General features: G+C 70.1%; 7 protein-coding genes. All 7 read left to right on the top strand.

The window, feature by feature from the left end; translation table 11 throughout:
* The first annotated feature begins 12 nt into the window (after positions 1-12).
* Positions 13-1,971: an autotransporter assembly complex protein TamA gene (locus tag J7654_RS08480; protein WP_245195725.1), complete on the top strand. Its 1,959-nt coding sequence runs from the start codon at positions 13-15 to the stop codon at positions 1,969-1,971.
* The gene (locus J7654_RS08475; RefSeq protein WP_209739931.1) at positions 1,971-7,628 is read left to right on the top strand and encodes a translocation/assembly module TamB domain-containing protein; all 5,658 of its coding nucleotides are present in this window, start codon (positions 1,971-1,973) and stop codon (positions 7,626-7,628) included. The genes J7654_RS08480 and J7654_RS08475 overlap by 1 nt, the downstream gene beginning before the upstream one ends.
* Before the next feature lie 114 nt (positions 7,629-7,742).
* A complete protein-coding gene (gene pgi / locus J7654_RS08470) occupies positions 7,743-9,380 on the top strand; it encodes a glucose-6-phosphate isomerase (protein ID WP_209739928.1) in 1,638 nt (545 codons plus the stop codon).
* Positions 9,381-9,383: 3 nt separating this feature from the next.
* On the top strand, positions 9,384-11,858 hold the full coding sequence (locus J7654_RS08465; RefSeq protein WP_209739925.1) for a glycogen/starch/alpha-glucan phosphorylase: 2,475 nt from the start codon (positions 9,384-9,386) through the stop codon (positions 11,856-11,858).
* A 164-nt stretch (positions 11,859-12,022) separates the two neighbouring features.
* Positions 12,023-13,282 carry a glucose-1-phosphate adenylyltransferase gene (gene glgC / locus J7654_RS08460; RefSeq protein ID WP_209739922.1) on the top strand — a complete coding sequence of 420 codons (1,260 nt, stop codon included), beginning with the start codon at positions 12,023-12,025 and terminating at the stop codon, positions 13,280-13,282.
* Positions 13,279-14,733, top strand: coding sequence for a glycogen synthase GlgA (glgA, locus tag J7654_RS08455; RefSeq protein WP_209739919.1), 1,455 nt, complete (start codon positions 13,279-13,281; stop codon positions 14,731-14,733). The genes glgC and glgA overlap by 4 nt, the downstream gene beginning before the upstream one ends.
* The gene (locus J7654_RS08450) at positions 14,730-16,361 is read left to right on the top strand and encodes an alpha-D-glucose phosphate-specific phosphoglucomutase (RefSeq protein WP_209739916.1); all 1,632 of its coding nucleotides are present in this window, start codon (positions 14,730-14,732) and stop codon (positions 16,359-16,361) included. The genes glgA and J7654_RS08450 overlap by 4 nt, the downstream gene beginning before the upstream one ends.
* Positions 16,362-16,371 lie beyond the last annotated feature (10 nt).

Genomic DNA, 16,371 nt, shown 5'->3' with positions numbered 1-16,371 from the left:
AGAAGACGTTCATTGCGTATCGGTTTCAAGGGCTTGGCGGGCCAACTCGCGTTGACGGGAATGTTCGGGCTGGTCGTTGCCTCGGCCTTGCCCGCCCCGGTGGACGCGCGCAGCCTGCTCGATCCTTTCGGCTTGTTCTCCAGCGACGACGAGGTCGAGGACGAGATCGTCGATCCGGTGGAATACACGGTCAGCCTCACCGTCACGCCCGAGGTGGAGGGCCTGCAGGACATTCTGGAGAGCGCCTCCACCCTCGTCGCGGACGAGCACGAGGCCGTCTCGGGCTCGCTCGGGCTTCTGTCCAAGGCGCGCAACGACCGCCGCCGCCTCGTTGCCGCGCTGTACGAGAACTCGCGCTACGAGGGCATCGTCACCATCCGCATCGAGGGGCAGGACATCGCGGACCTGCCGCCGGACGCCACCTTCGACACGTCCCGGCCCGTGCCGGTGACGATCACCGTCACGCCGGGCCAGCTCTTCACCATCGGCCGGGTCGCCATCAGCGCCCAGGGCGTGCCGATCGACCCGGCGGAATACGGGCTGGAGGCGGGGGAAGCCGCCGACTCGGTGCGCGTCCTGGCGGCCGAGAACCAGATCTACCGCGACCTGCGCGAGACCGGGCGGCCCTTCGTGGCCGTGACCGGGCGCGACGTGGTGGCCGACAGCGCCACGGCGCGGCTCGACTACGCGCTGGAGCTTTCCCCCGGCGAGCCGGTGCCCTTCGGCGAGACGGGCGTGTCGGGCACCCGGCGCGTCATCCCCGGCTTCGTCGCCTACATAGCGGGCATCGAGCCCGGCACGACCTATTCGCCGGAGGTGATCGACCGGGCGCGCGAGCGCCTGACCGGCCTCGGCGTCTTCTCCAGCGTCAATGTGCGGCCGGCGGACGCGCAGGCTGCGGACGGCACGCTGCCCGTGTTCGTGGAGATCGCCGAGCGGCCCTTCAACACGTTTGGCGCGGGCGCGACCTTCTCCAACACGGAAGGGGCCGGCGCGAACGTCTATTACGAGCGCCGCAACCTCTTCGGCCGGGCCGAGAGCATCCGCCTGGAGGGCGCCGTCTCGCGCCTCGGCGCCAACGAGATTTCCGACAACGGCCGCGAGATCGAGGGCGCGGACTACCGGGCCTCGGCGGTCTTCCGCAAGCCCGGCGTGCTCGGCCCCGATTCGGTCTATGTCGGCTCGCTGATCGCGCTGCGCGAGCAGCCGCTGGCCTATGACCGCTACTCCATCGCGGGCACCAGCGGCGTGGAATACCGGATCGACGAGCGCCAGAGCGCCAGCGCGAGCATTCGCGTCGAGTACGAGGATATCACCGACTATCTCGGCACCGAGGATTTCCTGATCGGCTCCCTGCCCGTCACCTATACCTACGACGCGCGCAACGACGAGCTGAACCCGACCGAGGGCTTCCGCCTCCAGTTCACCGGCGAGCCCTCCTTCGACGCGATCAACTCCACTCCCTTCTTCAAGGCGCGGGGCGATGTCTCGGCCTATCTCGCCTTCGACGAGGAGGCGCGCTTCGTGGTGGCCGGGCGCGCGGCGCTGGGGACGGTGCTGGGCGCGGACCTGATGGACGTGCCCAACTCGCGGCGCTTCTACGCGGGCGGCGGCGGTTCCGTGCGCGGCTACACCTTCCAGTCCATCGGCCCCTATTACCCGTCCGAGGTGCTGCCCGGCGCCAACGAGCTGTTCGTCGACACACCGACGGGCGGCCTCTCCCTGTTCGAGGCCTCGGCCGAATTGCGCATCGGCGTCACCGAAAACATCCAGATCGTGCCCTTCATCGACGGGGGCACCGTGTCGGACGACCTCTTCCCCGATTTCGGCGAGTTCAAGCTCGGCGCGGGCGTCGGGGCGCGCTACCTCACCGGCTTCGGCCCGATCCGCCTCGACGTGGGCATCCCGCTCGATCCGGGCCCGCGCGACGGCTCCTTCCAGATTTATGCCGGTATCGGACAGGCCTTCTGATGATGACGATCCGCCGCCGTCTCGCCCCCTTCGCGCTGGCCTTCGGCCTTGCGGGCGTTGCCACGCCCGCCAGCGCCCAGCAGTTCGTCGCCAACCAGATCGCCCGGCTGATCTCCTCGGAGAATGCGCAGGTGGAGATCACCGGCCTGTCGGGCGCCCTGTCCGGCGCGCTGCGCATCGGGGAGGTCACGGTTTCCGACGCGGACGGCGTCTATCTGACGGCCAGCGACCTGGCGATGGACTGGTCGCCGCTCGCGCTGGCGCGCTCGCAGGTGAGCATCGAGAGCCTGACGGCCGGCCGCATCGAGCTGACGCGCCTGCCCGGCTCCGCGCCGCAGGACCCGGAAGCGGACAGGTCGGGCGGCTTCTCCCTGCCGGCGATCACCGCCGATATCGGCGAGATCGCCATCTCGGAATTCGTGCTCGGAGAGGCGGTGGCCGGCGTGGCGGCCGCGCTTTCGGCCAGCGCCTCCCTGGCGCTTTCCAACGAGCCCACGCTTCTGGACGTCTCGGCCAATGTCCAGCGCCTCGACCAGCCCGGCCAGGTGGCGCTCACGCTGGCCTTCGCGCCCGACGAGAACCGGCTCGTCGTGGACGTCAACGCCTCCGAGCCGGCGGGCGGCATCGTGGCGGGCCTTCTGGACCTGCCCGGCGCCCCGCCCGTCAACCTGACGGTCTCCGGCACCGGGCCGCTCACCGACTTTTCCGCCGAGGGCGCGCTCGACATCGCCGGCGAGCGCGCGATCACCCTCTCCGCCCAGGTCGCGGACGGGACGGACGGGCGGCGCGTGAGCGCCGACATCTCCACCATCACCGGCCCCTTCGTTCCCGAGCAATATGTGGACGTGGTGGGCGACACGGCCGAGCTCGACGTGGCGGTTCTCCTGCGCGAGGACGGGGTGATCGTGGTGGACGAGGGCCGCGTCGTCTCCGGCAATCTCCAGCTCGACGCGCGCGGCGCCTACGACCCCAACGGGGCGGGCAACGATTTGAGCGTCACCATCGCCACGGATGCCGGCAACCCCGTGCCCCTCGCTTTCGGCACCGGCACCAGCCGCACGCAGCTCGAGATTTCCGGCCTCGAGGCGCGCCTGACCGGGGCGCTCTCGGCAGCCGGGCTGGACGCGACGGCGCGGCTGCGCACGGCAAGCTTCGGCGACTATGCGGCCAGCGCGCTGGAAGCGCGCGTCACCAGCCCCGGCTTCGACCTGAACACGCTGCGCGGGCCCTTCGACATCTCCGCCAACGCGCGCACCCTTTCCGCCCCTGCCGGCGTGCAGCAGAACCTCCTGCAAGGGCCCGTCACCATCGAGGTGGCCGGGGCGCTCCAGGAGGAGGGCCTCGTCCTGGAGAGCGCGCAGGCTTCGACCCGCACGGCCAATGCCGCCCTCTCCGGCACGGCCGCGCTGAACTTCTCGACCTTCGACCTCGCCCTGACGAGCGATGTGGAGACCCGCGCCCTTTATGCCGACGCCGTCACCTATGCGGGTGAGCGGGTGGCGCTGGCGGGCGCCGTCTCGCGCTCGGCCGAGGGCGACCTCTCCGTGCGCGATCTCGCCCTGACGGGCGAGGGGCTGGAGATCGGCGGCTCGGCGAGTCTTGCCGGCGAGACCATCGCGGCCGATATCGACGGGCGCCTCGACCAGTCGCAAAATCCCGACACGGCCCTGACGGGCCAGGCGCAGTTCTCGCTGGACGCGAGCGGCCCCCTCTCCGCCCCCCGGCTGGACCTCGCGCTCACCGGCAGCGGCCTTGTCGTGGGCGGTCGCGAGCTGAGCGACATCGACGCGCGCGTGCAGGGCACTTTCGCCAGCGAGGCGCCGAGCGCCACGGTGGCGGTTTCGGGCACCTACAACAACCAGCCGCTGCGGGTCAGCGCCGATGTCGAGACGCTGGCCGAGGGCGAGCGCGTCATCCGCGACCTTCTCCTGGAGCAGGGCGAGAACCGGATCGCCGGCGAACTGACGATCGACGCGCAGAACGTGCCCCTCGGTCAGCTTACGCTCGCCCTGCCGGACATCGCCACCCTTGCCGCGCTGGCCGGGCGGGACGCCTCGGGCGACTTGTCCGGCGAGGCGGTGTTCGCGCGCGGCAACGGCGGCACGCCGGTGGTCGATCTCGACCTCTCCTCCACCAGCCTCGCCGCCGCCGGCACGACGCTGGCAGGCGCCGACATCGACGTGCGCGTGACCGACTATCTGCTCCGGCCCGTGGCCGCCGGCACGGTGGCGGCGGCCGACCTGCAGGCCGCCACGCTGACCGTGGAGGACCTGTCGGTCGAACTGGCCAACCTGAACGACCAGACCGTGATCGACGCGGGCGTGACGGTGAACTCGGTGCCCATCGCCTTCATCGGCGATCTGGAGGTGATCGACACCGGCGTTCGCGTGGCCCTGCGCACGCTGACGGCGGAGATCGAGAACGCCGCCGTGGCCCTGCGGCAGCCCACGACGGTGGTTCTGGGCGGGGGCATCGTCAATCTCGGCGAGATCCTGCTTTCGGTGGGCGAGGGATCGCTGACGGCGTCCGGCACGGTGGGCGAAGGCGTCGATCTCGATGTGGCGCTCGACGCCTTTCCGCTCGCCATCGCCAACCCCTTCGTCGCCGGGCTCGACGCCTCGGGCTTCCTGACCGGCACGCTCCAGACCGCCGGCCCCATCGCGAACCCGCGCGCGGATTTCATCCTTTCGGGCTCCGCCCTCGAGACGAGCCAGACCCGCGCCGCGGGGCTCGACACGCTGGAACTCCATGTGGAGGGGCGCTACCGCAACGCCATCGCGACGCTGGAGCAGGCCACGCTCGACCTGGGCGAGGGCACGATCTCCGCGACCGGCGATGTCGGCCGGACGCTGGCGCTCGACATCGCGGTGAACGCGGCGCCCGTCTCGCTCGCCAACGGTTTCGTCCAGGGGCTGGACGCGCAGGGGTCGATCTCGGGCACGGCGCGCGCGAGCGGCGCGGCGGACAATCCGGTCGTGATCTTCGATCTGGACGGCACCGGCATCACCGCCGCGCGCGTGGCCGCTTCCGGCATCGCGCCGCTGACGCTCGATATTTCGGGCGCGCTGCGCAACGGCACGGTGCGCTTCCAGGAGGCGCTGGTCGATATCGGCGACGGCGAGATCCGGGCCGTCGGCAGCGTCGGCCGCGACCTCAATCTCCAGCTCGACCTTTCCGATGTTCCGGCCGGGCTCGCCAACGGCTTCGTCGCGGGCCTCGACGCCTCGGGCACGCTGTCGGGCAATGTCGCGGCCATGGGCTCCATCGCGGACCCTTCGGCGACCTTCGAGCTGTCCGGCGCCAATCTCTCGGCCGAGCCGCTGCGCCAGTCCGGCGTGCAATCGGTCGCGCTGACCCTCGGGGGCGCTTACGAGAACGAGACGCTGACGCTCCGGCAGGCCGAGCTGGACGCCGGCACCGGTCGCCTCTCCGCCTCCGGCACGGCGGGCGAGGCGCTCGACCTGCTGCTCGTTCTCGACAACCTGCCCGTGGCGCTCGCCAATGCCTTCGTGACCGATCTGGGCGCGCAAGGCACCTTGTCCGGCTCGGCGGCGGCCACCGGCTCGCTCGCCAACCCCGCCGCGACCTTCGATGTCAGCGCCGACGCCATCTCGGTGGCACGCACGCGCGCCGCGAACGTGCCCGCGCTCGACGCGCTGGCGCGCGGCTCCTATGCCGGCGGCACGGCCACCATCGAAGCCGGCACCGTGGATGTGGGCAGCGGAAACCTTTCCGTCACCGGCACGGTGGGCGAGCTTCTCGACATCGATCTGGTGGTGAACCAGCTCCCGCTGGCGCTGGCGGACGGGTTCGTGCCCGATCTCGGGGCGCAGGGCACGCTCTCGGGCAATGTCTCGGCCAGCGGCCCGCTTGCCAACCCGGCCGCGCAGTTCGACGTCAGCGCGTCGGGCGTGTCCGTGGCGCAGGCCCGCGCCTTCGGCGCGCCGCCGCTCGACGCCGTGGCGGCCGGCACCTATTCCAACGGCACGGCGCAGCTTTCCAATGCCCGCGTCGAGTTGCAGGGCGGCGGCACGATCACCGCCACGGGCACGGTGGGCCAGGTGCTGGATGTGGACGTGACGCTGGCCGCGATCCCCGCCTCGCTCGCCAGCGCCGTGGCGCCCGACCTCGCGCCGGCCGGCACCATCGCAGGCACGGTCTCGGCCACGGGCTCCATCGCCGCTCCGAGCGTGACCTACGATATCTCCGCCACCGGCCTCTCCGTCGCGCAGACGCGCGATGCGGGCGTCGGGCCGCTGAACGTCTCGGCCGACGGCACCTATGCCGGCAACAGCGTCAACCTCAACGCGCTGACGCTGGCGGGCTCGGGCATCGACTTCTCGGCCTCCGGCTCGGTCAATGTCGCCGGCACGCCGAGCTTCGACCTGTCGCTGAACGGCACCGCGCCGCTCTCCCTCGCCAATCGCATCCTGGCAGAAGGCGGGCGCTCGATCAGCGGCACGGTGGCGGTCAACGCCTCCGTCTCCGGCACCGCCGCCGCCCCCAACGTCAACGGCACGATCTCGACCAGCGGCGCGCAGTTCATCGACACGGGGCAGAACGTCGTCGTCAACAACATCACGACCACCGTGGCGCTCTCGGGCCAGACGGCGACGATCCAGAGCTTTTCGGCCAGCCTCGGCGCGGGCGGCACCATCGCGGTTTCGGGCACGGTGGGCCTGACGGACGGCTTCCCCGCCAATCTCTCGATCCAGGCCAACGGCGCGCGCTATGCCGATGGCGAGTTCCTGACCACGCAGCTCGACGCGAACCTGACCTTCACCGGCCCCCTCACCGGCTCGCCGACGCTGGCCGGCACGGTCGACCTGCGCGAGGCCAATATCCTCGTGCCGGAGAACCTGCCCTCCTCCCTGGCGCAGATCGACGTGCGCCATGTCAACGCACCGCCGGCGGTCTACCGCCAGCAGCGCGAGCTGAACCCGGAGAGGCAGTCGGGCGGCGCGCAAGGGGGCATCAATCTCGACGTCACGCTCAACGCGCCCAATCGCGTCTTCGTGCGCGGGCGCGGGCTGGACCTCGAGGTCGGCGGCTCGATCCGGATCACCGGGCCCACGCAGAACCTGGCCATCGTGGGGTCCTTCGACCTCCAGCGCGGGCGTTTCCAGATCCTGTCGCGCCGGCTCGATTTCGAGCGCGCCTCGCTCACCTTCTCGGGCGATCTCGTGCCGACGCTCGATATCGTGGCCGCCTCCGACACGGGCGACGTGACGGTGCGCATCCTGATCACCGGCCCGGCCAACGATCCGGCCTTCGCCTTCACCTCCACGCCGGCGCTGCCGCAGGACGAGGTGCTGGCGCGGCTGATCTTCGGACAGGCGACGACGGACCTGTCGCCGCTCCAGATCGCCCAGCTCGCCTCGGCCGTGGCCACGCTCACCGGCGTGGGCGGCTCCTCCGGCCTGCTCGACAATCTGCGCTCGCAACTGGGCGTGGACGATCTCGACATCCGCACGACGGCGGACGGGCAGGCGGCGGTGGGCGTGGGCCGCTACATCAACGAGAACACCTATGTGGGCGTGGACAGCACCGGGCGCGTGTCGATCGACCTGGAGCTGGGGCGCGACGTGAAGGCGCGCGGCGCGGTGACGGCGGACGGCGGCGGCGAGGTCGGCATCTTCTACGAACGCGAATATTGAGCCCTCCCCGCGCGCGGCGCGGGGGAGCCTTGCGAAGGAAGGGGGCCGAACGGGCTTTCCGATTCCAAAAAGCTCTTAGATACTCGGGCGGAAGGCAGCGATGCCGGCACGAGCATGGGGAAGTTTGGTTTGAGCCTGGAACAGGAACTGGAAAGCCTTGGTCGCAAGGCCGCGGCCGGGGGCATCGCCCGGCGCTTCGCGGAAGACGAGGGGCGCTTCGACGCGCTGTCCTTCCGGCTGGACGACCTTCTTCTCGATCTGTCCAAATGCGCGCTCGGGCGCGACGATCTCGACGCGCTGATCCGATTCGCCCGCTCGCAGGCGCTGGAGGAGCGGCGCGATGCCATGTTCGATGGCGCGCCGATCAACGCCACGGAGGGGCGCGCCGTCCTTCACGTCGCCCTGCGCGCCGAGCCCGCCGATGGCTACGCGGTGAACGGCTCGTCCGTGGGCGAGGAGGTGGAGGCGGTCCTCTCCGCCATGTCCGGCTTCTGCGAGGGGGTGCGCTCGGGCTCCATCGCCTCGTCCAGCGGGGCGCGCTTCACCGATGTCGTCAATATCGGCATCGGGGGGTCCGATCTCGGCCCCGTCATGGTGGCGCTGGCGCTTTCGCCCTATCATGACGGGCCGCGCACGCATTTCGTCTCCAACGTGGACGGCGCCCATATCGCCGATACGCTCAAGGGCCTCGATCCGGCCACGACCCTCTTCGTCGTCGCCTCCAAGACCTTCACCACCATCGAGACCATGACCAACGCGCAAACCGCGCGGCGCTTCATCGCCGATGCGCTGGGCGAGGCGGCGGTGGGGGCGCATTTCTGCGCCGTTTCCACGGCGCTCGACAAGGTGTCGGCCTTCGGCATCGGGCAGGAGCGCACCTTCGGCTTCTGGGACTGGGTCGGCGGGCGCTACTCGGTCTGGTCGGCCATCGGGCTGCCGGTGATGCTGGCCATCGGGCCGCAGCGCTTCCGGGAGTTCCTGGCCGGGGCGCGCGCGCTGGACCGGCACTTCCGAGAGGCGCCGCTGGAGAAGAACCTGCCCGTCCTCCTGGGCCTCGCCGGCTGGTGGCACCGGGTGGCGCAGGGCTACCCGTCGCGCGCGGTGATCCCCTACGACCAGCGCCTGTCGCGTCTGCCGGCCTATCTCCAGCAGCTCGACATGGAATCGAACGGCAAGCATGTGGGGCTCGACGGCGCGCGCGTTTCGACCCCCACCGGGCCGCTCGTGTGGGGCGAGCCCGGCACCAACGGCCAGCACGCCTTCTTCCAGCTCCTGCACCAGGGCACCGATATCGTGCCGGTGGAGTTCATCGTGGCCGCCAACGGCCATGAGGACGGGTTGAAGGAGCATCAGGATCTCCTGCTCGCCAACTGCCTGGCGCAGAGCGAGGCCCTGATGAAGGGCCGCACGCTGGAGGAGGCCCGCCGGCAGCTTCTGGATGCGGGCCGCTCGCCGGACGAGGCCGAGCGCATCGCGCCCCACCGCGAGTTCTCGGGCGACCGCCCCTCCATCACCATCCTCTACGACAGGCTGACGCCCTTCGCCCTCGGCCGCCTCGTCGCGCTCTACGAGCACCGCGTGTTCGTCGAGGCCCAGCTCTTCGGGATCAACGCCTTCGACCAATGGGGCGTGGAGCTCGGCAAGGAGCTGGCGACCGGCCTCCTGCCGGTCGTAAGGGGAGAGGAGACGCCCGAGGGGCGCGACGCCTCCACACGCGGCCTCGTCCGCGCCATCGCCACGATGAGGTCCTGACCGATGTCCGTTACCGCACAGAAGCAGCGCACCCTGAAGTCCGAGCCCCGGCGCAACGACGCCGACACGCTGGCGCTGGAGATCGTGGAGAAGCTCACCTATTCCCTGGGCAAGACAACGGACGCCGCGCGCCTGCACGACTGGGAGCAGGCCACCGCGCTGGCGGTGCGCGACCGCATCATCGACCAGTGGCTGACCTCCAGCCGCAAGGCGCGCGAGGAGGGCGCCAAGCGCGTCTGCTACCTGTCGATGGAATTTCTCATCGGCCGCCTCCTGCGCGATGCGATCTCCAATCTCGGCCTGACCGAGCCGGTTTCCGAGGCGCTGGCGCGCTACGGCGTGGAGCTCGACCTCGTCGAGCTTCTGGAGCCGGACGCGGCGCTGGGCAACGGGGGCCTGGGGCGCCTTGCCGCCTGCTTCATGGAGTCCATGGCCTCGGTCGGCATCCCGGCCTTCGGCTACGGCATCCGCTACGTCCACGGCTTCTTCCGGCAGGAGATCGTGGACGGGGCGCAGGTGGAGCTGCCGGAAACCTGGCTCGACCACGGCAATCCGTGGGAGTTCGAGCGGCGCGAGCGGTCCTTCGAGATCGGCTTCGGCGGCAAGGTCTCGACGCTGGAGGAGCCCGGCAAGGCCACGCGCTATGTCTGGCGCCCGGCCGAGCGCGTGCTGGCCGTGGCCTACGACACGCCCGTCATCGGCTGGCGCGGCGGCCATGCCAACACGCTGCGCCTGTGGGGCGCCCATCCGCTGGACCCCATCCTGCTCGACACGTTCAATTCGGGCGACCATGTGGGCGCGCTGGTGGAATCCAACAAGGCCGAGGCGATCACCCGCATCCTCTACCCCGCCGATTCGCACCAGGCGGGGCAGGAGCTGCGCCTGCGGCAGGAGTTCTTCTTCTCCTCCGCCTCGCTGCAGGACATCATCCGCCGGCACCTGACGACCAATGAGAGCCTGTCGAACCTCGCCGACAAGGTGTCCATCCAGCTCAACGACACGCATCCCGCCGTGTCGGTGGCCGAGCTGATGCGCCTTCTGGTGGATGTCCACCAGATGGACTGGGACGAGGCGTGGGCCGTGACGCGCGCCACCTTCTCCTACACCAACCACACGCTCCTGCCCGAGGCGCTGGAGACCTGGCCGGTGCAGCTCTTCGAGCGGCTCCTGCCGCGCCAGATGCAGATCATCTACGCCATCAACGCCGAGGTGATCCGCGGCGCGCGCGCCGAGCGGGACTTCTCCGGCGAGGCCGTCTCGGCCATCTCGCTGATCGACGAGAACAACGGGCGGCGCGTGCGCATGGGCCAGATCGCCTTCGTGGGCTCCCACTCGGTCAACGGCGTCTCCGGCCTTCACACCGAGCTGATGAAGGAGACCGTGTTCGGCGACCTCCACCGCCTCTATCCCGAGCGCATCCAGAACAAGACCAACGGCGTCACGCCCCGCCGCTGGCTGCTCCAGTCCAATCCCGGCCTGACAGGGCTCATCTCCGAGGCTATCGGCGACGGGTTCAGGGACGATATCGAGAAGCTGATCGAGCTCGACCCGCTGGCTCAGGATGCCGGCTTCCGGGAGCGGTTCGCGGCGGTGAAGCGCGCCAACAAGGAGCGCCTCTGCGCCCAGATCGAGGACCGGCTGGCGACCTCCATCGACCCCTCGGCCATCTTCGACATCCAGGTCAAGCGCATCCACGAGTACAAGCGTCAGTTCCTGAACGTCATCGAGGCGGTGGCGCTCTACGAGCAGATCCGCGCCCATCCCGAGATCGACTGGACGCCGCGCGTCAAGATCTTCGCCGGCAAGGCCGCGCCCTCCTACGCGCAGGCCAAGGAGATCATCCGGCTGGCCGGCGACGTCTCGCGCGTCATCAATTCCGACCCGGCGGTGCGCAACCTCCTGAAGGTCGTCTTCATCCCCAACTACAATGTGAGCCTGGCCGAGATCATCATGCCGGCGGCCGACATCTCCGAGCAGATCTCGACGGCGGGGCTGGAAGCCTCGGGCACCGGCAACATGAAGTTCGCGCTGAACGGCGCGCTCACCATCGGCACGCTGGACGGGGCCAATGTGGAGATGCTGGAGCATCTGGGCGAGGAGAACATCTTCATCTTCGGGCTGAAGGCGGGCGAGGTGGCCGAGCTGCGCCGCAACGGCCATACCGGCCGGGGCGCCATCGAGGAGCAGCCGCTCCTGCGCTCGGCGCTCGATTCCATCGCATCCGGCGTGTTCTGCCAGGACGAGCCGGGCCGATACAGCGGCCTTGTCGACGCCATCCGCGACCGCGACTGGTGGATGATCGCGGCCGACTTCAAGGCCTATTGGGACACCCAGCGGCGGCTCGACGCGCTGTGGGGGGACCGGGCGCATTGGGACGCGATCGCCGTGCGCAACACGGCGCGCATGGGCTGGTTCTCCTCCGACCGGGCGATCCGGGAATATGCGAGGGACATCTGGCACACGCCGCCCTCGGCTTGAACCGGCTTCCGGCCGGTCGTATGGGAACCGGCCGGAAACCGCACAAGGCGAAATTCTTCGCCCGTCCACCTTCCCGCGCGATGGAAGCCGGGCGCGCCCGGCGCTATCTTCGGCCGCGCGTGGGGAGGAATCTCCCGCCAGAAAAACGAAACGGGAGGCCACCCATGCAGCAGAACCACCGCGCCGCGCCGATCGCGCGTGATACGATGGCCTATGTGCTTGCCGGCGGGCGCGGGTCTCGCCTGATGGAGCTGACGGACACGCGCGCCAAGCCCGCCGTCTATTTCGGCGGCAAGACGCGCATCATCGACTTCGCGCTCTCCAACGCCATCAATTCGGGCATAAGGCGCATCGGGGTGGCCACGCAGTACAAGGCCCACAGCCTGATCCGGCACCTGCATCGCGGCTGGAACTTCCTGCGGCCGGGCCGCAACGAAAGCTTCGACGTGCTGCCCGCCTCCCAGCGCGTTTCGGAAGACCAGTGGTATGCGGGCACCGCCGACGCGGTCTACCAGAATCTCGACATCATCGAGGACTACGCCCCGCGCTACATGGTGATCCTGGCGGGCGACCACATCTACAAGATGGACTACGAGATCATGCTTCAGGCCCATGTGGACTCGGGCGCCGACGTGACCGTCGGCTGCCTGGAGGTTCCGCGCATGGAGGCAGTGGGTTTCGGCGTGATGCATGTGGACGAGACCGGGCGCATCACAGACTTCATCGAGAAGCCCGCCGACCCGCCCTCCATTCCCGGCCGGCCGGACACGGCGCTGGCCTCCATGGGCATCTATGTCTTCGACACGAAATTCCTGGCCGAGCAGCTTCGCCGCGACGCCGCCGATCCGGCCTCCTCGCGTGATTTCGGCAAGGACATCATCCCCCATGTCGTGCGCCACGGCACGGCCTATGCGCATTCCTTCAACACCTCCGTCGTCAAGTCGGAGGGCGAGGCCGACGCCTATTGGCGGGACGTGGGAACGGTGGACGCCTACTGGCAGGCCAATATCGACCTGACGGACGTGGTGCCGCCGCTCGACATCTACGACCGCGACTGGCCCATCTGGACCTATGCGGACGTAACGCCGCCGGCCAAGTTCGTGCACGACGAGGAAGGGCGGCGCGGCACGGCGGTCTCCTCCCTGGTCTCGGGCGACTGCATCATCTCCGGCGGCTCGCTCTCCCGCTCGCTTCTCTTCACCGGGGTGCGCCAGCGCTCCTGGTCGGTGCTCGACCATGCGGTCGTGCTGCCCCATTGCCTGATCGGGCGGGGCGCGCGCGTCTCCCGCGCGGTGATCGACCGGGGTGTTCGCATCCCGGACGGGCTCGTCATCGGCGAGGACCCAGAGCTCGACGCGCAGCGCTTCCGCCGCACGGCGACCGGCATCTGCCTCGTCACGCAGCCCATGATCGACCGCCTGTGACACGTCTCCTGTCCGTTTCCTCCGAGGTCTTTCCCCTCGTGAAGACGGGAGGGCTCGCGGATGTGGCCGGCGCGCTGCCGGGCGCGCTGGCGGAGGTGGGCGTCGAGACGCGCACTCTGATGCCGGCCTATCCCGGCGTGCTGGCGAAACTGGGCACCGCCGAGCCGGTGCACCGCTTCGAGCTACTCTTCGGCGGCCCGGCGATGGTGCTGGCGGCGCGCCATGGGAACGTGGAGCTGCTGCTGCTCGACGCGCCGCATCTCTACGAGCGCCCCGGCGGCCCCTATGCGGGCCCCGGCGGCTACGACCACCCGGACAACTGGGCGCGCTTCGCCGCGCTCGGCAAGGCGGCGGCCGAAATCGGCATGGGCGCGGTGGAAGGCTGGCGGCCGGACGTGGTGCAGGCGCATGACTGGCAGGGGGCGCTCGCGCCGGTCTATCTGGCCTTCGCGCAGGGCCCTCGCCCCAAATCCATGGTGACGATCCACAACCTCGCCTTCCAGGGCACCTTCCCCCACGCCGTGTTTCCGCTGCTGGGCCTGCCTGACAGCGCATGGTCGCTGGAGGGGGTCGAGTATTACGGCTCGGTCGGCTTCCTCAAGGGCGGCCTGCACGCGGCCGACATCGTCACCACCGTCAGCCCTTCCTATGCGCGCGAGATCGTCACGCCCGAAGGCGGCATGGGGCTGGACGGACTGCTGCGCGGGCGGCGGGACCGGCTGGTGGGCATCGTCAACGGCATCGACACCGATGTCTGGAACCCGATGAGCGATCCCCATATCGCCGCGCCCTTCGGGCCGAACGCCATGGAGGGCCGCGCGCTCAACCGGCGCGCGCTGGCGGAGGAGTTCTCGCTGGAGGAGGCGGACGGGCCGGTCCTGGCCGTCGTCAGCCGCCTGACCTGGCAGAAGGGCATGGACGTGCTGGTCGATGCGCTGGAACGGATCGTCCATCTCGGCGCGCGCCTCGTCGTGGTGGGCTCGGGCGACCGGATGCTGGAGGGCGCCTTCCTGGCCGCGCAGGCGCGCCACCCCGGCCGCGTGGGGGTGCGCATCGGCTATGACGAGCTTCTGGCGCATCGCGTGCAGGCGGGCGCGGACGCGCTTCTGGTGCCCTCGCGGTTCGAGCCCTGCGGCCTCACCCAGCTTTGCGCCCTGCGCTATGGATGCCTGCCGATCGTGGCGCGCGTCGGCGGGCTTGCCGACACGGTGATCGACGCCAATTTCGCGGCGCTGGCCTCCGGCGCGGCCACCGGCTTCGTCTTCTCCCCGCTCGACGCCGACGCGCTGGTGGCGGCGGTGCAGCGGGCCTGCGAGCTTTTCGGCGAGCCCCCCGCATGGCGCGCCCTGCAGAAACAGGCCATGAGAAGCGACGTTTCATGGGGCGCGAGCGCCAGGCGCTACGCCGCCCTCTACCAATCCCTCATCAACGGCGAGAACGCGGCACCATGACGATCCGCACGGTTGCGACCACCCCCTTCGACGACCAGAAGCCCGGCACCTCCGGCCTGCGCAAGAAGGTCCCGCATTTCCAGCGGGAGAACTACGCGCAGAACTTCATCCAGTCGATCTTCGACGCCGCCGGGCCGGGGGCCGGCCAGAGCCTCGTCATCGGCGGCGACGGGCGCTTCTTCAACGCGGAGGTCGTGCGGATCGCCATCCGCATGGCGGCGGCGCACGGCTACGGGCGGCTCATCGTGGGGCAGAACGGCATCCTCTCCACGCCCGCCGCCTCCAACCTCATCCGCCAGCGCAAGGCTTCCGGCGGCCTCATCCTCTCGGCCAGCCACAATCCCGGCGGGCCGGAGGGTGATTTCGGCATCAAGTACAATGTGGCCAATGGCGGCCCCGCGCCGGAGGGCGTGACCGACGCCATCTACCGGCGCACCCGCGAGATCACCGAGTACCGGATCGCGGAGGAGGAGGCGCCTGACCTCTCGGCCCTTGGCGAGCACCGCCTCGGCGACACGGTGGTGGAGATCGTCGACCCCGTGGCCGACTATGCGGCCCTGATGGAGACGCTGTTCGACTTCGACAAGATCGCGGCGGCCATCGCCGGCGGGCTGACGCTGCGCTTCGACGCCATGCACGCCGTGACCGGCCCCTATGCCCGGGAGATCCTCGAGCGGCGCCTCGGCGCGCCGGAGGGCACGGTGCTGAACGGCGTGCCCTCCGAGGATTTCGGGGGCGGCCACCCGGACCCCAACGTGGTGTGGGCCGCGCCGCTGGTCGACCTCATGATGGGCCCGACCGCGCCCGATTTCGGCGCCGCCTCGGACGGCGACGGCGACCGCAACATGATCCTGGGGCGCGGCATCGTGGTCACGCCCTCCGATTCGCTGGCCGTGCTGGCGGCCAACGCGCATCTGGCGCCGGGCTACCGGCGCGGCATCGCGGGCATCGCACGCTCCATGCCCACGAGCGCGGCGGCCGACCGCGTGGCGAAGGCGCGCGGGCTCGGCATCTACGAGACGCCGACCGGCTGGAAGTTCTTCGGCAATCTGCTCGACGCGGGCAAGGTGACGATCTGCGGCGAGGAGAGCGCGGGCACCGGATCGGACCATGTGCGCGAGAAGGACGGGCTCTGGGCCGTGCTCCTGTGGCTGAACATCCTGGCCGAGAAGAAGCAGTCGGTGGCCGAGATCGTGAAAAGCCATTGGGCCGAGTTCGGCCGCAACTACTACCAGCGCCATGATTACGAGGAGGTGGACGCCAAGGCCGCCAACGGACTGATGGAGAGCCTGCGCGACCGCCTCGCCTCCATGTCCGGCCAGCGCTTCGGCTCGCTCGTGGTGCAGGAGGCCGACGACTTCTCCTATCGCGACCCCGTGGACGGCTCGGTCTCCACCGGCCAGGGCGTGCGCATCGTCTTCTCCGGCGGCTCGCGCGTCGTCTTCCGCCTGTCGGGCACCGGCACGGTGGGCGCCACGCTGCGCGTCTATCTGGAGCGCTTCGAGCCCCGCCCGGACCTCCACGACCTGCCGGTGGAGGAGGCGCTGGCCGAGCTGATCGAGACGGCCGATTCCATCGGCGAGATCGGCAAGCGCACGGGGCGAAGCGGGCCGGATGTGCGCACCTGACCCGATTGTG

The organism is Aureimonas populi (assembly GCF_017815515.1).
GTDB lineage: Bacteria > Pseudomonadota > Alphaproteobacteria > Rhizobiales > Rhizobiaceae > Aureimonas > Aureimonas populi.
This window is presented reverse-complemented; position numbering and strand designations above follow the sequence as displayed.